We start from the raw sequence: 18,618 nt of genomic DNA, 5'->3' as shown, positions 1-18,618 counted from the left end.
TGAATGCAGGAGATGCCGATACCCCCGATCGAATACTCGCCTCCGTACTCGATGGACTTCGTTTCTCACCTGGACGCCGGCTGCTATCCCGACGGGGTGACGCAACAGCTGCTCGCTGCCGTCCGCTGCGACCCGGTGGGCGCGCGCATGCTTGACGACCTGGCCGTTGTCCAAATGGAGCTACGGCTGCTTCGCGATGAGCAGGTCACTCAGAACCAGTCGCAGACTGCGAGCGGCGGTACTCCTTGACCTGACTCACGGCGTCCTTGATCCCGACAGTGCCGCGGATGACACGCCCGATGATGGTGTCGCGGTTGGGATCGATCCGTCCGAATCCGAGGCGCAGGTCGGCGTCGGCGCGTGAGCCCCGCCGTACACAGCTGCACCGCGACGTCTGGGTGCTGGCCCCCGCTGACTCTGATCCACTCGGCCATATCGTCCAGCCAGGTTTCTAGCCACCGCCGCAAAAACCGCTCCACACGGTCCCGCTCCTCAGGCGTGTAACTGCCACGCCTGGTGCGCACCGGGTCGATGACACAGCGGTAGAGGGCTGCCTCGATCTCGCCCGGCTGATGGCTGCCGGGTGACGCTCGACGACTCTGCCGACGAGCTCTTTCGACGGCGGCGCCGAAGCCGTTGTCGTCGGTCACTCCACGACGGGTCGGGCCAGCCGAGACGCCGTAGTCGCGAGTAGTAATCGGTCGCGGGGGTCGGGCGGCGTAGTGCTCGCGCACCCTCCGGGTGAGCGGAGCCTCGACCGTACTGCTGGCAGATTTCACGAACTCGTCCCAACCACTCAGGAGGATGAGTATGTCTTTCGCTGTCACGCCGAACTCGGACGCCAACTCGTGAACGCGTGCCTTGCCCTGTGCCATGAGGGCCTCCGCATCTGTCGTCGTGAGAACGAACACTTCGAATAAGCCTGACACGTGATACCGACAAAATTCGGTGACGCACCGGGCTCAGGTCGACGGGTAGGGCTAGGGCAGGTCCTCGTCACCACCGATGGCCGAAGCCGAGGCGCTGCCGGAAGTCCCGAAGCTCGTTGTAGTCCGGTGGCTTGACCTTCGGCTGGCGGATCGGCTTCGTCAGCGGGTTACGTTCGCCGCTGTACTGCTCGCACCATCGCATCCACTCGATGGCTGCTGCTCGTTGTTCGTCGTCGGTGATGTGCTCGATGCGCTCGGCCATGTCAGCGAGGTAGTGGCGCAGCCGGCCGGCCAACTCCCAGTCCTTCATGTCCGCAATCAGCCGCTCCCCCAGCGCATGCTGCACGTAAGCCTCGCGGGCGAGTTCATCCTCGCGTGCTTGCCGATTCTGTATTTCGATCTCCGCTAGTCGTTCGGCATCGGTGCGCTCGGTGTGAATCAGTGCCCAGCGCTCGAACAAGGTCATGACATCTGGCAGCCGCGACTCCAGCGGGATCGTCTTGGTGTCCGCCCACGACACCTCCGAGGAGAATCGGCTATCAGTGTTCAGCGTGATCGACAGCCGCTTGGACGGTACGTAGTCGTGAGTAGGAATCCGGTACCACGACTCCCGCTTGGCCCGCTCCAGTTCCTTCACCGTCGCTTCGTGCGGCACCTTGTCTTGCAGTTGCGTGATGCCGATCCCGCACTTCACCGGCGTCACGCCGACGATGACATTGCCGGGTAGGTGGGCACGGTTATGGTGGCCGTAGCCGCGCGGCTCCTGTTTCGGCGCCTCCTGCACGGTGTAGCCGCGTGCCTCTGCCTCACGTGCCAGGGCGTGCAGCAACCGGAGGGCGCGCTGGCGCTGCGGTGAGTCGATGGAACTGAGCCGGTTCTCGCTTCGCAGCGCCGCCACCGCGGGATGCCAGCGCCCAATGCGGTCGGCGGCCACGACCTCGACTGGTGGCTGGGTCTTCCACTCCGCGACCGACGACAGCCGAAACACCTTCTGGTAGTAGCTGGCGCCGTCCATCAAGATCACTTGCTGGCCGTCCGGGGCCATCTGCCGCCGGTTGATGATCGCGATCAGATTCCCGTAGTTGGTGTCGTCACCCTTGGTATTGAGTTCCAGGACGCCGCCCGCGTCGATGATGTTCTGCAACAACCTTCGGGTCGGCGTGGGCTCTTCGGGACCCGGGCGGGTGAGCGACCGCTGCGGCGTCCCTTGCTCCGAGTGCGCCAACCGAATGGCGCGGCTATACGACCGGCGCTTGTTCGGGAAGTGATCAGTCGGGTAGTCGCCGTGCTTCAGGTAGTAAGTACCAGCTGGTTCGATCGTTGCCTTCCATCCGCCTCGCTTGCTGACCGTGACGAGGCGACGGTTCTGAAGGGCCGCCGCAGTTGCTTTGTAGGAGGTGTTCGTCCACCGGCCGTCAGGGCAGCCCTCACCGATCCACCGGAGTACATCGAGCTGGCGTGTGTTGAGCGGAGTGTCCAGCGCCATGCAGAAATTCTCAGCGAATGACCATCGCGGCGCGATCTGAGGATCCGGACACGGCAGCGTTCCAGACCCATGCCCATTGGCGAACCTCGGCGAGGCGGTTTCAGCCGACACGCGCCGCCGGGTAAGAACAATGCATGGGGAGCCGGCTGAAGCTAATGGAGGCGGTGAAGACCGAGATCGTGCAGTGCCAACGCTGCGATGGCATGAATGTTCACGACCTCACGCAGGCAGCTCCGGGCTACGGCCCGAGTCGCCAGTCGTTGTTGTCGGGCAGAGCCTGTGCGGCAAACCGTGCATGCGGGCGCAGATCCCGTTCACCGGCGGCAGAGGTAGATTCCTCAATCTCGCCCTTGAACGCGCCGGACTGACCAAGAGCGACATCTTCACCACCAACGTGGTGCACTGCCATCCGCCAAACAACCGACCATCGCTCCCTAACGAAATAGAGAACTGCCGCCCTTACCTACTGCCTTCGTGGAACCGGAACTAACAGCGAATCTCTCGCGACTGCGACGCGAGCGTTTGTTAATTCTTGAACCGCCGGCTGGCCAAAAGGGTCAACAAAGAGAGCGCGGGCAGCTGTGTGCCGGGCGAGCACGTTAGAGACGCTGAACAACACTGGATGCCTAAAGCGATGGCTGTGCTTCGCACGGGCTCACCGTAGTGATCCTCACCGACACCGCAGCCGGCGCCGCGCCCACAGCTGTGACACCCGTGCATGTCTCCCCTCCTTTCACGCCAGCGAGTTTGGCTGTCGCGGTCGGCCTTTCGCCGCGATCGACCGTACGTCCTAGCGCCGCTACGGCCTGCCGACGATCCTCGTGGCGACGGCGGTTTCCCTCAGCCCGAATTCCTTCGATGCGGTCCTGCTCCTATTGATCAACGGCGGCCAGCCGGCCCACTTCGATCAGAAGAGTTGCAGCGTCATCGACGTTCGCCCGTTCTCGTTCAGTCCGGACTTGGTTGGCTCGCTCTTGTGTTTCGCGAACCCTTTTGCGCGCTGCGCTTTTTCGAGTTGAGATTCGCCATGGAGGCATTCTACGGCGGGGCCTGGGCGCGTCTCTACCATCGTTCACAACATCACCTCGTCCACATTTGTCTCCCTGCCCTGTTTCTCAGTCCGAAGTGCCCCAACATAACCCGAACCACATCCGGCACCTACCTCACCAGAGCACGCCGCCTCCAACCCTTTTCGGCCAGCCCAGGAACCACACACCTCTTGCATTTAGGGCATGGATCGCCGATGGCTTTTCGTCCGTACGAAATTTCGGTAGTTTCTCATCATGCCCGATCGGCCTGTCTGCCCGCGTTGCCATGCCGCCCTGCCGGCGGCTGTCGGGAGGGGTCGTCCACGCTTGTGGTGCTCGCAAAAGTGTCGCCGGGCCGCATACGAGGAGCGCCGAGCTGCTCGCTCTGGAGCGATCGGGCTGCGTGTCGAGCGGGTTGTGGAGCGGGTCGAACAGCCGGTGTGGTGCGTCGAGTATCGCGACCGCGTCATTGAAGTAACCCCGCCACCGCCAGACCCGGCCCGAGCGGCCGCGATCGTCCTTACCTCCCCACGTGCGTGCCGCGTTGTGCTCGACGGTCTCGCTGACGCCGCCACGCTGGGCACTCTGCATCGCGGCGAACATGACGCCACCGTGCGCGCAGCCGCGCGCCTGCTGACTGCGCTTCGCGTCGCTCGCTTGCTGGGCTAACCGCGGGGGCCGCCACCCGCTCCCGCGGCGCTGCGCACCGCGCCACAGTGGCGACACCGCGTCGGAGCGCGCTTTCTTACCCGTCGCGCTCGCGGTGCGCGCTGACCCAGCCGGCGAGCTCGGCCGCGGTCAGCCAACGCCGCCGCGAAGTCGGCGCAGCGGCCGAAGAGGCTGATGTTAAACCTCACAGACTGCGCGCAGTGACATGAACACATCACGCGTGTGCTTGCTGCATAGCACATTTGGTGACTTGGCTGTCTTTCACGCTGTTTGGTGACGATGCAGGTTCGCGCGGCGCTCGCCATGAGCACCCGGCAAGCAGTTCGGATGGTAACTGCAGATCGCAACGCGGGCCCGGTGACCGCTGCGTCATCTTTCGTGACGAGTTATTTCCGGTGGTTTGGTAGACGGCTTCTCGGCGTGAGTTTTACGCTGCGGCCATTCAGAGACAGTGCGAAAAGCCATAACAGACAGGCGGTGACTGGTCCTTGGAGTGCGGTGCGCGTCGCCGTTGCGGATTCGCACGGCGTCGCAACAGCAACGGGAGGGGGCATCATTATGGGACGCAAGAGTCGCCACAAGCTCGAGCGCAGGCTCGGTCAGGTGCAACCGACGGCCAAAGAAGCCGAGCGTGCGATGGCAAAGGCCAAACGACACGCTCAACGCATTCCGCCCACCGTCGAAGCATATGAACGCGTCGCTGCAAGCGGCCCGGCGCGACTCACTGAGGCACTCGTCGGTCGTCACGCGACTCGGATCGAGAATCTTGATGCGGTAGCTCAGCTTTCGATGAACCAGTGCCTTCGTCATCTGCTGTCGGTCTGCGAATTGGATGCGGTCTTTGTCCGCCGAGGTCATTGCCTGACGCAGCATGGGACCCCGCATGAGAGTCCCTGGCCGACGCACCTGTCATGGAGCCTGCTCAGCACTATAGCGGCTCTTCGCTTGATCCTGGCCGGCCAAACCGTCGGCGCGGCCATCGTTTTGCGGCAACAACTTGGCCGATGGACACTATTGCTTGCGCTGGCTGCCGGTATCGGTCGCCGCGGTCACGAATCGATTGAGTCGTTTATTGCCAGAGTGTGGACCCACAGCACGATGGACAACCTCGGCACGTTCGCCCGGACATCGCGGCCGCTGATAGATTCGATGATCTCGACGAGCACCCACGCACGACCGGTGTAATTGACACCGACCACGAGCATGTGGCAATCGATGGCCGAGCCCTATGCCCAGCCCACCTGTACCACGCACTGTGCAGACTCGTCGACGCAGAACACACTGATCAGGAAGTCGAGCACGAGGCTGCGCACGATCTCGACGCTGAAGACTCGGCTACTGATGCTCACTGTCCGGCCGATGCTCTCTCAGACACGCTGGCACTGTGCATCATTCAGATGCGACTCGCCGTCGCGGCAATGTGTCACGCACGAAAAGATCCTGACACAGAGCAGGCAATCAGTCCCCTGTCGGGGCAAGAGCGAGGACTCACCCAGTACACCTTGGAAACGCCCCTGCCGCAACGTAAGTCGCTAGCCACCCGGCTGACCCCCGCCCTGCTACCGCTGGTCGGCACCGAACTTGCGTCCTTCGCCAATATCGACGACCTCGGCAACCTCTTCATCGATTACCACACCGCGCTCACTGACTGTTCCCACGATCAACACTACACGCACCAGCAACTCGCTGAACTAGCGTTCGCTGCACATCGCTGCGCCAGGTTCTTGATCACAGAAACCGCTCACACCCAAGACCTCGAACTCTCGCACGGGCGCCTCAAGATTCAGCAACACCTCACCCCTAGGTCCCCGCAGATCTTGACCGCGGAGTTCGCCGCGTTGTGCGCGCACTGGAACCAGTCCCGACCAGAGATCGCCGCCGCCGCCACGCAGATCTCCTCAACCTTGCTCTCGGGATATTGGCTCTGGCTCGAAGAAGACGACCGCGCCATGGGAATACTGCGATGCACACTGCATCAAGCCGCCCGATTGCGCACCTGGCATCTCCACCCCGACGCCGCCCAAGCATTGCAGTCCACGACCTCGACCACCCCGCGGCGCTGGATGGACATCGCAGGCTGGTCGCAATACCGCTCACTTGATCGCGCGCTGTTTGAGTTCGCCCACGCCAACCGAGAAAGCCGCCTCGACGCCGCAGGCATCCTTCTCGACGACCACCAGGACCACCCTGAAAGTCCCCTATCGCAACGGATAGCCCGCCAAACCGTACTGGACAGAGTCACTGCGCTCGCCGCAGCCGAAACGACCAGAGCCGTTGCCGCACACCAATCAGTAGCAATAGCCAACACCATGCGCGAAGCACTACACGAGTGCGGACTCGACACCCGGACAACCCCAGCCCGCAGACTACTCAACAAGGGCACCTCACCGCGCCGCACAGCACAAGACACCACCGCAACCCCCGACATACCACTAATTGACTAACGGGATACCTGGCCGCCACCAGACGACGAAGAGAAACAGCGAGCGAGATCGAAATCGCCGAGCCAGCCGCGTCAGCGCTTAGCGGACCGGTGAAATCAACCTCAAGCGCGATCGCGGCGCGAATGGCTGCCGCACTAATACGACGGCAAACACCGGCGCACCGGTACGGCTCGCAACTAGACTGCTCCGCGTCGCATTTCACACGATTTATGGATAATCGCCATTATCCATGAAACAGTTCCGGCCCCTCTGGCTAGCTGCATAGCAAAGTGAGGACCGAGAAAGTCACAGCTAATTGCTTGTGGGGCAAGCGATTCCAATCTTGCTCAGTGGAGAAGAGTAGCGGTGGGATCCACCTGCCTCCGAATCTGTGCGCCCCCTCCCCGGATAACGTGTCACGATGCGCGCCGGTGTACCGGTACCACGTTCCCGACCACTCTCTTGTGCCGCGTGCGTCGATGCGCCGGACGAGCCCTTCGTCGAGGGCTTCGCTCACACGAACGCTCCCTCCGCCATCGCGTCGATGAGTGCCAACACGCGTTGGTACTCGCCGTCTCGCACGAGGTCAGCAGGCTTGCGGTGTTCCAGTAATCGATTCGGTGAAAACATCCACACGTTCGCCCGATCACGCGGCAACACTTCCGCCAGGGCATCGGCGACATAGGCCAGCTCGATTAGACGTTGCTTGTTGAGCCGTTGAGGGACTACCTGACCTGCGGTCCATCGCGCCACGGAACGCGGGGAAGCATCTACGATTTCGCCTACTTCCTCGTAGGTCAATCCCAAGCGCTCGATCGCACCCGACACGGTCGAGGCGAGCGCATTTTCTCGCATGTGCAGACTGTCTTCCTTTTGTCTATTAGTATGTCAGGCATTATGACATGAGACGTGGCCTCGGTGCGAGAGGAACTTCCGCCACCATGGGCCATAAACCCACCGCCGGGTGCAGAACCTGGCGGATACCGGGGTCTTCAAACGTCTCTCGCATCGCGACAACACCTGACTCCAAGATCGTGCAGTCACGCTGGGATGTTCGAAAAGTTTGCCATTTTTCGAACCTTGAAGTGGCGCGCTCGGCTACCTCGCTGGGCCGCATGGTGTCTGGCGTCATTCCCTCCTGCCGATACGGTCCTGTAGCGCAAACACACCGGGGTGAGGCTGTTGGCCGTTAACGCACGGTCGGTCATCCTCCGCCTAGTTGGTCTTTGATACTGAACCCGTTGCTGTCGGCTCGGTGGTTGTTCATATTGCGGCATTCGCCGAAAAGCTGAACTGCTCCATCAGCGCCGGCGAACGGGCTTACACCGATGCTTGCCATTACACCGCTTTTGTTGATCACCGTCCCGAATTCGTGTTCTCCCGGTGGAGCGCCAGCTGACCAGCCGTTGCCCACCATCGTGTTGGCTACCTGTTGGTAGTAGCTGTTGCGATCGACGCCCGGCGGCACCGCGAATGTCATGTCGACGCGACCGCGATAAGGCGGATCCCCTTGGTCGTTACATGACTCCCAGCTGAAACCGCCCGACACATCCTGCAGTCGGGCAACTTTGGCGATCTGCTTGGCGGGCTCGACCACCTGCGCGATGGACTGCGCGTCCGAGAGTGGCTGCGCGGGGTGATCGGGATCGTGCTTGGACGGCGACATCGAAGAACATCCTTCCAAAATCAAAACCACGCAGGCCAGAGCGGCGAGGCCAAGCGGGGGCTGAAGGTTTCGTCTACTTGAAGTCATGATCCGTAGTAACAGAGTTGGATGGCCGGTCCCATTCGGGATCGACGGTGACAGGCGTATGGATCTCGACATGCGGCAACGGAATGTTCCCAAACGGTGTGGATACCTGGGTCGGTGTAGAGATTTTCGCTTCGTCTCGCTGTGGCACCAGCATGTGTTCACTCGCAAGATTATTGCCGTGCCCGGTGGCGATCTCGGTCATGTTGTGCAGTGCCTCGCTGCCCCGGTCGTAATAGTGCGAGTGGTCGTTGAACCAGGGCACAGCATTGTGGGTGCCAGCGACCTCGGCGCGGAAGCGCACCGCCCCGAAACCCTCATGGGCAGGGTCCGTGCCCAATCCGGCCAGCTGCCCCAGCGGCGCGCCGATAGCAATATTGGCCGCGTTGGGCGCGACGTTGCCTGATTCACCGATCCAGCTGATCGCATCCGTCGAAGCGGCGCCGACATATACCTGTCCGCCGTTGAGATGGAAGTCCGCGGCGCTGTGGGCCAAATCGGTTCCGGGGCAACCGATCAGCACCGCGTCGTTGGCGTGCATGCCGCTGTTCGCGAAAGCATCGGCCACTGTGGTTGATCCGTAGGAATGCCCAATGACGGTCACATGCGACGGGATTCCGCCATCATGGGTAACTGCGAGACTGTTGACGTCGGCGGCCAACTGCATACCACCCGCCCGGGCCATCCACGGTGTGCCGACCTGCTGCAGCTTCGACGGATCCACGACGGCCGACTCCGGATGCTGGAAATCGAACTCCGGCGCGTTGTAACCCATCCAGGCCAGCACAGCGGTCTGTCGGCCGGGATCTGCTTTCAACGACTGGTCATACAGGTTGATGGCGTCGTTGTGCCCGTCGTAGAGCCAACCCCCCTTCACGCTGCTGTTGGTGCCGGGCACGATGACGGCGGTGTTTTGCGCGTTGTCCAGATTCCCGATGGCGATCGCAGCGCGGCCTTTGCCACCGTAAGCCGTTGGGTCGTAGGCCCATAGCGAAACCGGACGCGGATGGTTCTTGTCGGGTCCCCGGTCGTGTTCAACGCCTTGGTTGGTTTTAACCGCGTTCTGGTACCTCGTTATGTCCGTAGGCGACAGGCCATACTTGCCAGGATTGGCGAACAGGTCGTTATCGCGGTTATCCAGGACGTCGCCTCGGAGCGCGTTCGGTGACATCCCTTGCCTTTGCGCTGCAGATTCAACCCTGCGCAAGTCATCGTTCATAACCGCTTCGTTGACTTGCCCACGCACCTCAGCTGGAATGCCGTCGATGTTCCCCAGCGCCGGCGGATGGTCGGCGATCAGTTGCCGTTTCTGGTCAGGGCTAAGCGTGTTCCACCACCGATTGGCATCCTCGGCGCTCGTCCCCGGCGGCGGAAGCGCAATAGCCTGCTGCGGCGATGCCGGCGCATCGACGCCCTGCAGAATCGACGGGTCATAACCATCCGTGCGCAGGGTCGTCATTGCCGTCTGCAACAAGTCGGAGTAGCCGCTGCGTATTGTCTGCAGCTGGCCCAGCGCGGCCTTCGTGTCGCGAATGGCGTCGTCTTCAAGCGAGGTGATGTAAGCATTGAGTGCATCTCTGTCGGCCGCGCTGAGGTGAGGATCGTTTTCCATCTCGACGGCCTCGCCGATCATGTCGTCGAGCCCCTTCAGCTGCGCTTCCAACGTGGCGACCTGGCCCGCGGCGGCTTTTTGCGCCTCAGCCAACGCGGCGGCAACGTTTTCCAGCTCGGCCCCGATCTTGGGCAGCTGTTCTGACTGAGCACCGAGCGACTGAGCGGTGCGCTGCACTTCAGCGGAGTCATTGATCGGATGGTCACCATTCTGGTGGTTCCAGGCCGCGTCGAAACGGTGCCGGGCGTCCTCGAAGGCCGCGTTGGCCTCAGCGGTGCTGCGGCCGGCGGCCTGAAATGTCGACGCCAAGCTGGCGATCTGACCCGGGTTACCCGCCTGCAAGCTTCGATTGATCGCCCACGGGTCACCACCAGCGAAGGCGATCAGCGCCGGGATACTTATGTACCTAAGCTGCATCGCACCACCAGCGGTCCGCGACCGCCGATCCGCGTTCGACCAACGTCAACAGACATCGCCACCTCTTCTGAGCTGGTGTAACCCTACTACCGCTTATGTGACGGTCAACTCACAGACAAGGCCGGTATCGAATTCCCAAATGCCGCCTCGGCAGACACGCACCGGACCTGCGGCGCAGATGCGAGGCCATCGCAGATGTGGTCATCCGGGGTAAGCCGGGCGGTTTCGCGTCGGCTGATGACGATGTGTGGCCGGCGCGGATGGGCGAACTGGCAAACGCGCCGACCGCGGCCTTGAAGGCGCTGACCTGCTGACTTTTTTGTCTAACACGCTGTACTAGAAGGCGGGCGAACAACCGGGATCGTGGTATCGAGATCTATGCAGGTCCCCGCCTTTTCCCTTGGCGCTCTTGGTATTTGATGAATCCATCGACCGCCTGAGCGGTGACGCCGAGCTGGCGCGCGATCCAGGATGTGCCGCGACCCAACGAGATAAGCCGGCGCGCCGCATCCCGGCGGCGCTCACGTGCAGCGCCAATCTCGGCGGTCAGTCGCTCCATGTCCGCGTGAGCGGCCAACAGTTCGCCCAGCGCACGGCGTTCATCGTCCATACCGCCGATTGTTTCAGGCTGCCTTGAAACCGCTCAACCAGCGGAGCGCAGAAAGCTTCAAGCCGAGATCGGTTGTCCGCTCACCGCAGCAGACGCACCTGCCACCCCCAACGCGCTGTTGAGCAGTTCTTCGAGCTCGGCGGCAGTGTGGCGGGACGTGCACCCAGGCGCCAGCGACAGACCCACCAGACGACCGGCCGAATCGACCGATACCACGACGTCGCCCTCATCGCTGGCAGACTGCAAATTCACGGGCGCGGCCGCCAGCAGCGCCTCGATACGCTTCATCCGGTCCAGCACCCGCCTTGCCAGCCCATCGTGCTCCCGCGCCGCAGCCTGCAACGCTGCACCCCGAACCTCCTTAGCTGCCACTGGCACGGCACCCGGTCGGCGCCGGCCACAGTGGGCAGCCACAAAGCGCGCGTAGGCAACTACTTCATGGCGTGCCCGCACTTCCTGTGCCAATTCAACACGCATGTACCCCAATACATTCAGGCACAGGATGTCGGCCGCAAGCTCTGCGGCCGACAGCGACATCGCCCCTATCGACAACCGGACCCCCAGCGTCCGGCCATCACGGCCCACCCGAACCCGAACGATGCCGCCAGGACTGACCGCTTCAACGCATCCGAATACACCAAAGCCGCTACCATCTGCTGCTTCCATTGTGGGCACCATTGCAATTCCTCGACTAGTTTCAAGACTGCCTTGAATACTAGGCGGAGCGAGTAAGACTTTCAAGGGTCCCTTGAAGTAGTTGCAGCCCACTACTCAGTCAACGCCGCAACCGAGCTCGGATTCGACTATGCGCAACATCATTTCGAATTTGGTGGCGAAGTCGTTTGGATAGGCGGCCGCAGCGGCGTAGACCATATCCAACACCTCAACCGGCCGCCGCTCCCACCCTTGCAGCAACTCCATTGTGCGTGCCGTGACCCACTGCGCGTGATAACGTTCGTGATCCCCTGTTGTGGCCTCCGGGCGAGGCCTGTTCGCACTGAGGTTCACGTAATACACGGATGAGGCGATCCGGTACTGGTTCCATGCCTCTTCTGAGATGGCGTCGCCGGTGCCCAGCGCGTCCCACATCTGCCGCAGTTCCCGTGGCATCTGCCCCGACATTTTCACGGCCTCGATCATCTGTACGGCCAGCGGAACAACCACTTGATTTTCAACCGTGCGCGTTTCGGGATCAGCGGACGTCGTCTGCTGAAGCCGGGCATACAGCTGCGGGTGCAAGGCTTCAAGACGGTGCATGTGCATGTCATCGAGGATCGGCCGGATATAGGCACCGTCCTCAGATGCGCGCTTACAGACCGCATATTCCACGCCGGGCGCCCGACCGAAGGGACTGTCAGCAGTGACCGCCAGGGCGACCAGATGCGTCCCGCAGCGTCCGCGCAGTCGCGCATATTCGGCTAACACCTCAGCCGGGTCGGACCAACCGAACCAGCGTTCCCGAAACTGGTTGTCCACCAACGTGTCTGTTGCCAGAAGGCGGGCAGTACGCGGCAAGAACACTCCCCGAGGGATGTAACCGAAGCCTTCGTTAGACATCACCACACATTCAGTCGCCCCGCCAGCCTCACGGCGGAATACGCCCACCACCCACTCAACGCAGGTGTAATTAACGATGTCACTGTCACGACGGAGCTTGCCTGCCAACGCCTTTGCGGCTGCCAGCTCAGCTGACTCGGGCCGTCCATGCACTCGGACGCCAGCGCCGGCGCTGACAACACTCGCAGGCAACAACGTCGCCCCATTCGAACCGGTCCCCGAAGGTGATGCACCGCTCGATCCCGCCGATCCGCTCGACGCACCCTCGCTGTCTGCGGGCGACATCACCGGTGCGCCAGCTCGGGTAGCAAGCGGAGCCGCCAGAGCTCCCATCCCCGGCGAAGGCACCGTCATCGGAGCAGCTGCCGCATTCGAAACCCCTGCCGACCCAGAGTCGGTCGCCACGGCTTGGGCATCTGGGGTCGCCATTCCCCCAGGCGCCGCCGGGCCTGAACGACTCAAACCTGCCGCCGACGCCGTGGACGCTGTCTCCGGCGCCGATGTACCGATGCGAGTCGCCGGAGGCAGCGACAGAGCAGATCCAGCAGTCGATCCAGCCGAGACGCCCGGGGTGAACCCCCTTGCCGTACTACCAATCTGACCAGTCTGCACAGCCGCCGCAGAACCCCTGCCGGGCAAACCACCTAATCTTGCGGCCTGCGCACCGGCCCCAGCCGGCATCGTCGACAAACCACTCGCCGGAGCCGGTCCTCCCAGGCCACCAGCCGAAGATAACCCGACCCCGTTGAGCCCACTGCCAGGCACGCCACCCCTAACAGAAGCCAGCGCCGCGGGCGGCGACCCGAAGGCGGCACCAGTCGGTAACCGCTGCTCTTCGCCGTCAGGTTGCGGCGCCGGCGCGCTCGCGCCTTCACCGATCGTCTTTTTCCTGCGCTGCTCTTCACCACCAGGTTCGTTTGAAGGCGCGTCACCGGTGTTGCGTGACGCTTTTTCGGTGCGCTGACCAGCTCCTCCAGGTCCGGGGTCTGAGGCCTCAGACGCCGTGGGAGCCGGTGCTGCGGGGGGTGGAGCTGCTCCCACGCCTCGTCCTAGGATTCCAGCCACCAACGGCGCAACAGCTTCAGCTGCTTGTCCGTGGTGGCCGGCCACAGCGACGGCGAACTCTGTGTGCGTGGCCACCGCCCGGGCGCGGGCCTTATCAATGATGGCTTGTCTGGCCTCTGGCGGCGAGGCCGCGATCTGCTCGTGCGCCTGAAAATCGATCGCCTTGAGGCAACCAATCAGCTCGTATCCTCGTTCAGCTATTTGTTTGGCGGCTTTGGCGACCGCCTCACGGATAGCGGCGTGTTTGTCATGGTCTACTGCGAGCTCTCGATGCACGGTGATCAGAGCGTCGCTGGTCGCACCTTCACTTATTTCCGATAGCCGGTTGGCCGCTACGCGATATGTGTCAGCTGCAGACTCGGACTCCTGACGAGCAGCAGAAAAATTTGCTGCCGCGTTGGCTGCCGCCTCATGGACAGTTGGCCAAAGCTCTGGCGGAATGATTTCGTCGGTGTATGGACCTGCTGGCTGAATTGCGCCCACGATCGGCTACATCCCACAAGCGGCTTTGATCTTGTTCGCCGCGGTCGTTGATCGCGTAGCGGCCGCGTTGGCTTCCGCGTCGGCGCCGGGCTGTGCGTCCGCGGCCGCGACGTCAACGATGGCTTCCAGGTACTCGTTAATCGGTATGGCCACCTCGGAGGGGGTCGAAGCAAGAAGACGCTGGCGCAACCAGGAGACTTCAACGGCGTTTACGGCCTCTGCTTGAGCCAAAGAGTTTGCCGTTATGGGGTTTTCCCTTTCAGGAGGCGAGTCTATAAATGGCTTCCGCGCGGCGTTTACCGCGATCGCTACTGCGCGCCATGCGTCACACGCGCTTTTCCTCGCCGCGGCGGCTTGATCTGCGCTCGGCACGGGCGCATTTGCCGCCGCGGTAGAAGTTGATCGAGTCGCACTCGGCGATGACGGTGATCGCACTAATGCCAACACAGCGATCACTGCCGCTGCGCTCGCTAAGATGACTGCTGCGGTCGCCACTATCGGTGGCCGACAAAGCAACTTGGGGGCATCCGGGGCGGGGGCACCGCATGGCTCAGGGTCCGGTGTTTGTAGTGGGTCAGTCACAACGCCCCAAGGTGTGTCGCGTTCTCGGTGTTCATTGCGGCCAACTGGCCCACACCGGCCACTGCCCGAGAGGCCACCGTTTGGCCACGTGTACTCACTGCGGAGGCAACAGCGACGTCGATTGATCCCGCCCAGACCAGCAACGCTGACACCGCACCGTCGAAGGTGTTCTCGCCCTTGGCGGCTGATTCCGACACAGGTGGCACATGCGCGGCCGCCGTGCTACTGGTGATCCCGGCCACCGCTCCCGGATCTATCGATAGTCTCGCTACGTCACCCATCCCGGCCCACTCCTGCGCGTTGCGCAATGCGTGAAGGCACCGAAATCCCCTTCTGGTGGCCGAACTCCACCGCTTCCCGAGCGGTTTCGACAGCCGCGGCGGCTACCCGGGCATTGAGCGCTTCAGCGGCAGCAGCAACCTGTCCCGCAACCGTTTGTTGCGACTCCCCGACCGGCGCCCACATCGAGTTCGGCGGTACCTGAGGAGCCATCGTCACCGGTGGTGACGATACCGATATCTCGGTGTAGATATCCGAGAGAGCGATCGTCGCATCCATGAAATCCTTCGCGCGGTCACACCGCGTCGACCGGTATGCCGCCTTGCTCATCCCCATCGGTCATGTCGTCAGGATAAGAACTGATCGCGGAAATAGCCAGCAGGACGGCGGAATTCGTTCGAAAACTGTCTATGTCATGCGTGGGAATGAGTGGGAATGAGTGGGAATGAGTGGTTTCGTGAGCAGCTTTAGGCAGTATTAAGCGTTGATAGACAGGAGGTTTGATCGCTCGCAGGCATGGTCCATTTGTGCTCTACACTCGCCCCGATTACACGATCTCGCCAGAGCCTGGTTGGCTTGTGGTGCTGCAGAGAGGATGGTCGATGTCGAGCCGCAGCGGTTCTGAGAACCGTAGACGCAAGTTCGTTGTGCAGCTTCGGGTTGACGGGATGGAGAAGGCTCTCCTTGAGCAAGCTGCAAAGCGACAAGGGGTTAGCGTTCCAGAACTGCTTCGTAACAACGTCCTTCGTCACGCCAGAGCCGTTCAAACACCGGCACCTCGAAAGCGGTTCACGCGAAATTTAGCTTCCCCGGGCGGCCACAAAGAAGACGCTAATGGAGAGTAGGTCCCAACGTAAGCGGCCAAAACGACGAACCGCTACCAACAGCATCTCTTTCCTAGGACCAACGAGGTCGATCAGATATCGTCTCGTTCGCCTCGCGGATCTCGCGGAGTTGAGCCGAGGCGAGCTGTGATCTCCTCCGCGCTGACAGTGTGGCCCGCGACGCAGTCGGATCCCTCCTCGATTAGCGATTCACGGAAGGCCGGTGTTGCCGACAAGAAGTCGGTGTCGTCATCGGCTGACCGCGCAAGACATAGCGTCACCGGATTACCGTTAGGGTCTTCGATGGTCGCAACGCGCCCTCCCCCGGACACGTCTGCTGCGGTCGCCAGGATATTTATTCCGGCGTTATCGAGATCCGTTACCAGCGCATCCAGATCGTCGACATAGACGTACATCTCGAACCGCGGGCCGGCTGGCGACTTAAGTCCGTACTGTTGCGCAGCCCAGTCCCAGACCACCACGGCAACCTCGCTCCTACCGTGGCGCAGACTAACGTAGTGAGGGTCGCTGTTCGAGGGAAGGGCCACGACTCGCTCGAAGCCCAGGCGCTCCCAAAAGTCAGCAGTGCGGCTCACATCGTTCGCATAAATTACTGGGAACGCACCGAGGCGTGGCATGGAAACCAGCCTAGCTATTGGCGCCGGATGTCGCGTTAGAGTCGCCCATTGCGGGGTCTGTCGACCTCTGTTCGGCGGACCGCCGCGAGACGGTGCCCGGCCTCACGGGGCGAACCAGTATCGGTGATACCGAGCTTGCTGCGCAGAACGGCATCGGCAAGTTAGGCCAGAAATAGACGTCCCGATCTACGATCATCGGTCCCAGTTGTCCACACCCCGTGGTGCCAATTGTTGCCTCTCAACAACTTTGGAGCCGAATCGCCGGTTCTTGGTAGACGGCGCGATAATTGGTGGCTTACCTTCCGAACCATGCGAGACCAGACAACGCTGATGAAGCTTTGTGAGCAATGCTGGCCGTGTCGACTCCTTGCGAGAACTTGCAAGCCACATGACACGAACTTTGGCGGTACGCCTGATCTGCGAGACATTCGTCGAGTCGCCCAACCACTTGGGTACACTTCGCGATTCCTCACCACCCGCCGCGCGACGCAGCCAACGGTTCGAGTCCGATGAGCTGGAAGGCCCTCGACTGGGCGACGGGGCTCGACATCGATTCAGCGATAGCGAAATTCATCCTGCACCTGCTTGCGAATAAGGCGGACGAGAACTTTTCCTGCTATCCCTCGATCAGCACCTTGATGGCCGAATCCAGCGCCGGCCGAAGCACAGTCCTACGCGCGCTCAAGAAACTTGAAGTTGACGGTCTGATCACCCGTAACCGACAGTTCCACGATTCAGGAGCGCAACGCGCCACGCGTTATTACCTCAATCACCCCCTCGCGCCTCACCTGGCCCAATCCCCCCGTCTCCATGCGGGACCCCCCAGTACCGACCCCGCATGGGCCCAGTCCCAACGCCGGACGGGAGGGGTGTCATATCGGGACCACACGGGGGTGTCAGAGGGAAACCCCTTGAACCCCCCATCTGAACCACCAACCGAACCACGTGGCGACGCCGCAAGTGTCCTGCACGCGCTTCCGTGGAAGCTCACCTCACGGGACGCTAAGGACCTCGGACCCGCGCTGGACAGCGCTCTGGCCTCCGGTTGGACACCCGTCAGCCTCAAAGCGCATCTTTCGCAGCGCCCGGATGGCGTTCGTTATCCGGCGCGCGTCCTTGCTCGACGGCTCGCCGAGCTTCCCGAACCGCCCACATCGGTCCAACCGGGGGTGCCCTGGTGCGGTGAATGCGAGGACCCGCAATCACGCACCATCACCGTCACGCTGTCGGATGGAACCGAAGCAGCTGCGTTCTGCCCGCGCTGTAGCCATCAGGAAGCGCTGAAGAACACGCCAACGTCCACATATCCGAGCGAAGGGAGGTGAGTTACATTGCATGACACAGTCTTTAATGACTTGCCACTCCTGCTCGCGGTTCCTCGCGCAGCGACATTATTGGGGATCAGCCGTGCCGCCGCTTATCGGCTGGTCGCTTCAGGTGACCTACCCGTACGTCGGCTCGGTGGCCGTGTCTACATCGTCACGGCGGGGCTACGAGAGCTCGTGGCATCGTGAAAGGATCTGTACGCCAGCGTGGTTCGAAGTGGCAATACCAGTTTCGTGCTCCCGAAAGGGATCCGTCAACCGGCAATTACCCTTGGATCACCAAGAGCGGCTTCGACACCAAAAGGGAGGCGTGGCAAGCCTGCCGCGAAGCGATGCGCGAAGCTGATCGTGGCCGAGTCGTCAAGCCATCGACCCGCACAGTGGCCCAATTCTTCACCGAATGGTTCGCGGCCATCGAACCATCGATCGATGCCACAACCTGGCAGAACTGGAAGGACTACGCGACCGCATACGTGATTCCCCGGATCGGCGGTGAACGTCTTCAAAGGCTCGACGAACCTCAACTTTTGAAGCTCTACGCGGCGCTACTCGCCGAAGGCCGAGTCAAGCGCGATCGCAATGCGGAGATGTACGCCTATTGGGCGGAGCGAGTCGCGAAAGGAGCGACCCCGACGGCGCGCGAGGTTTCCGATATGTGCCACACGAGCATCCACGCGGCGCGAGCCGCGGTCCGCCGGTACAAGTCCGGGATCCTTCCGAAGCAGCTGACGCCTGGTCTAGCGCCCAAAACGGTACGCAACATTCACGCAATGCTCCACCGGGCACTCGCCGACGCCGTTGCGTGGAAATACATCAGCGATAACCCGGCAAGCAACGTCAAACCACCCAAACGACCCCGAACACGGTTGCGTCCGCCAAGGTGGTGTACGAGTCGGGGACCGATTTGGTGACCGGCGTGTCGTAGCCGAGTGATTGAAGGT

Annotated in this window: 21 protein-coding genes and 1 pseudogene; 8 read left to right on the top strand and 14 right to left on the bottom strand. The window is 62.1% G+C overall.

Features of this window, described 5'->3' with window-relative positions; all coding sequences use genetic code 11:
• Window positions 1–3 precede the first annotated feature (3 nt).
• The gene (locus BST14_RS19510) at window positions 4–249 is read left to right on the top strand and encodes an RsmA family anti-sigma factor (RefSeq protein WP_083066028.1); all 246 of its coding nucleotides are present in this window, start codon (window positions 4–6) and stop codon (window positions 247–249) included.
• On the opposite strand, the gene BST14_RS32680 is transcribed toward BST14_RS19510, so the two are convergent.
• Both BST14_RS32680 and BST14_RS19500 read right to left on the bottom strand, forming a co-directional pair.
• Complete coding sequence (locus BST14_RS32680) at window positions 210–875, bottom strand: translation initiation factor IF-2 N-terminal domain-containing protein (RefSeq protein WP_142279502.1); 666 nt, start codon at window positions 873–875, stop codon at window positions 210–212. The genes BST14_RS19510 and BST14_RS32680 overlap by 40 nt on opposite strands.
• A 121-nt stretch (window positions 876–996) precedes the next feature.
• A complete protein-coding gene (locus BST14_RS19500; protein ID WP_083066026.1) occupies window positions 997–2,415 on the bottom strand; it encodes a hypothetical protein in 1,419 nt (472 codons plus the stop codon).
• 130 nt (window positions 2,416–2,545) lie between these two features.
• Between BST14_RS19500 and BST14_RS31600 the strand changes: the two genes are divergently transcribed.
• On the top strand, window positions 2,546–2,905 hold the full coding sequence (locus tag BST14_RS31600) for a uracil-DNA glycosylase family protein (RefSeq protein WP_306460726.1): 360 nt from the start codon (window positions 2,546–2,548) through the stop codon (window positions 2,903–2,905).
• Between the two features lie 673 nt (window positions 2,906–3,578).
• Here the strand turns inward: BST14_RS31600 and BST14_RS29665 are convergent.
• Entirely contained in the window at window positions 3,579–4,046 is a 468-nt protein-coding gene (locus tag BST14_RS29665; RefSeq protein ID WP_142279501.1) for a hypothetical protein, read from the bottom strand.
• A gap of 339 nt (window positions 4,047–4,385) precedes the next feature.
• Here BST14_RS29665 and BST14_RS29660 point away from each other — a divergent pair, with 339 nt between their 5' ends.
• Window positions 4,386–5,297 (top strand): hypothetical protein, encoded by a 912-nt coding sequence (locus BST14_RS29660; protein WP_142279500.1) that lies wholly within the window; start codon window positions 4,386–4,388, stop codon window positions 5,295–5,297.
• A gap of 41 nt (window positions 5,298–5,338) precedes the next feature.
• On the opposite strand, the gene BST14_RS31455 is transcribed toward BST14_RS29660, so the two are convergent.
• Window positions 5,339–5,461 (bottom strand): hypothetical protein, encoded by a 123-nt coding sequence (locus BST14_RS31455; protein ID WP_281252816.1) that lies wholly within the window; start codon window positions 5,459–5,461, stop codon window positions 5,339–5,341.
• Between the two features lie 153 nt (window positions 5,462–5,614).
• Here BST14_RS31455 and BST14_RS19485 point away from each other — a divergent pair, with 153 nt between their 5' ends.
• Window positions 5,615–6,556 carry a hypothetical protein gene (locus tag BST14_RS19485; protein ID WP_142279499.1) on the top strand — a complete coding sequence of 314 codons (942 nt, stop codon included), beginning with the start codon at window positions 5,615–5,617 and terminating at the stop codon, window positions 6,554–6,556.
• A 334-nt stretch (window positions 6,557–6,890) separates the two neighbouring features.
• Here BST14_RS19485 and BST14_RS31095 read toward each other — a convergent pair.
• The 7 genes and pseudogenes from BST14_RS31095 to BST14_RS30590 all read right to left on the bottom strand — a co-directional run.
• Window positions 6,891–7,052, bottom strand: a pseudogene (locus BST14_RS31095) (hypothetical protein); the annotation flags it as partial.
• On the bottom strand, window positions 7,049–7,390 hold the full coding sequence (locus tag BST14_RS19475) for an antitoxin Xre/MbcA/ParS toxin-binding domain-containing protein (protein WP_083066022.1): 342 nt from the start codon (window positions 7,388–7,390) through the stop codon (window positions 7,049–7,051). The gene BST14_RS19475 and the pseudogene BST14_RS31095, both read right to left, overlap by 4 nt.
• A gap of 349 nt (window positions 7,391–7,739) precedes the next feature.
• Window positions 7,740–8,288 (bottom strand): lipoprotein LppJ family protein, encoded by a 549-nt coding sequence (locus tag BST14_RS19470; RefSeq protein ID WP_497795588.1) that lies wholly within the window; start codon window positions 8,286–8,288, stop codon window positions 7,740–7,742.
• Window positions 8,275–10,314, bottom strand: a complete 2,040-nt coding sequence (locus BST14_RS19465; RefSeq protein WP_083066020.1) for a putative alpha/beta hydrolase — start codon at window positions 10,312–10,314, stop codon at window positions 8,275–8,277. The genes BST14_RS19470 and BST14_RS19465 overlap by 14 nt, the downstream gene beginning before the upstream one ends.
• A 376-nt stretch (window positions 10,315–10,690) precedes the next feature.
• Window positions 10,691–10,924: a LuxR family transcriptional regulator gene (locus BST14_RS19460; RefSeq protein WP_083066019.1), complete on the bottom strand. Its 234-nt coding sequence runs from the start codon at window positions 10,922–10,924 to the stop codon at window positions 10,691–10,693.
• Between the two features lie 57 nt (window positions 10,925–10,981).
• Complete coding sequence (locus tag BST14_RS19455; RefSeq protein WP_142279498.1) at window positions 10,982–11,590, bottom strand: DUF2710 family protein; 609 nt, start codon at window positions 11,588–11,590, stop codon at window positions 10,982–10,984.
• A gap of 105 nt (window positions 11,591–11,695) precedes the next feature.
• Window positions 11,696–12,766, bottom strand: coding sequence for an EspK C-terminal domain-containing protein (locus tag BST14_RS30590; RefSeq protein ID WP_497795589.1), 1,071 nt, complete (start codon window positions 12,764–12,766; stop codon window positions 11,696–11,698).
• A gap of 804 nt (window positions 12,767–13,570) precedes the next feature.
• Here BST14_RS30590 and BST14_RS30410 point away from each other — a divergent pair.
• A complete protein-coding gene (locus BST14_RS30410) occupies window positions 13,571–13,867 on the top strand; it encodes a hypothetical protein (protein WP_169926111.1) in 297 nt (98 codons plus the stop codon).
• Window positions 13,868–14,035: 168 nt separating this feature from the next.
• Here the strand turns inward: BST14_RS30410 and BST14_RS30120 are convergent, their stop codons facing one another.
• The 3 genes from BST14_RS30120 to BST14_RS19430 form a co-directional block, all read right to left on the bottom strand.
• Window positions 14,036–14,182, bottom strand: coding sequence for a hypothetical protein (locus BST14_RS30120; protein WP_158085903.1), 147 nt, complete (start codon window positions 14,180–14,182; stop codon window positions 14,036–14,038).
• A 702-nt stretch (window positions 14,183–14,884) separates the two neighbouring features.
• A complete protein-coding gene (locus tag BST14_RS19435) occupies window positions 14,885–15,169 on the bottom strand; it encodes a hypothetical protein (protein ID WP_142279497.1) in 285 nt (94 codons plus the stop codon).
• Window positions 15,170–15,806: 637 nt separating this feature from the next.
• Window positions 15,807–16,352: a VOC family protein gene (locus tag BST14_RS19430; protein ID WP_142279496.1), complete on the bottom strand. Its 546-nt coding sequence runs from the start codon at window positions 16,350–16,352 to the stop codon at window positions 15,807–15,809.
• Window positions 16,353–16,861: 509 nt separating this feature from the next.
• On the opposite strand from BST14_RS19430, the gene BST14_RS19425 reads away from it, so the two are divergent.
• The 3 genes from BST14_RS19425 to BST14_RS19415 are packed head-to-tail and all read left to right on the top strand — an operon-like array spanning window position 16,862 to window position 18,588.
• Window positions 16,862–17,677: a helix-turn-helix domain-containing protein gene (locus BST14_RS19425; protein ID WP_083066013.1), complete on the top strand. Its 816-nt coding sequence runs from the start codon at window positions 16,862–16,864 to the stop codon at window positions 17,675–17,677.
• Window positions 17,678–17,683: 6 nt separating this feature from the next.
• Window positions 17,684–17,866, top strand: a complete 183-nt coding sequence (locus BST14_RS31450; RefSeq protein WP_211280764.1) for a helix-turn-helix domain-containing protein — start codon at window positions 17,684–17,686, stop codon at window positions 17,864–17,866.
• Window positions 17,863–18,588, top strand: a complete 726-nt coding sequence (locus BST14_RS19415) for an Arm DNA-binding domain-containing protein (protein ID WP_083066012.1) — start codon at window positions 17,863–17,865, stop codon at window positions 18,586–18,588. Before BST14_RS31450 ends, BST14_RS19415 begins: the two co-directional genes overlap by 4 nt.
• Window positions 18,589–18,618: the final 30 nt, after the last annotated feature.

Source organism: Mycobacterium arosiense ATCC BAA-1401 = DSM 45069, assembly GCF_002086125.1.
Taxonomy (GTDB): domain Bacteria; phylum Actinomycetota; class Actinomycetes; order Mycobacteriales; family Mycobacteriaceae; genus Mycobacterium; species Mycobacterium arosiense.
This window is presented reverse-complemented; position numbering and strand designations above follow the sequence as displayed.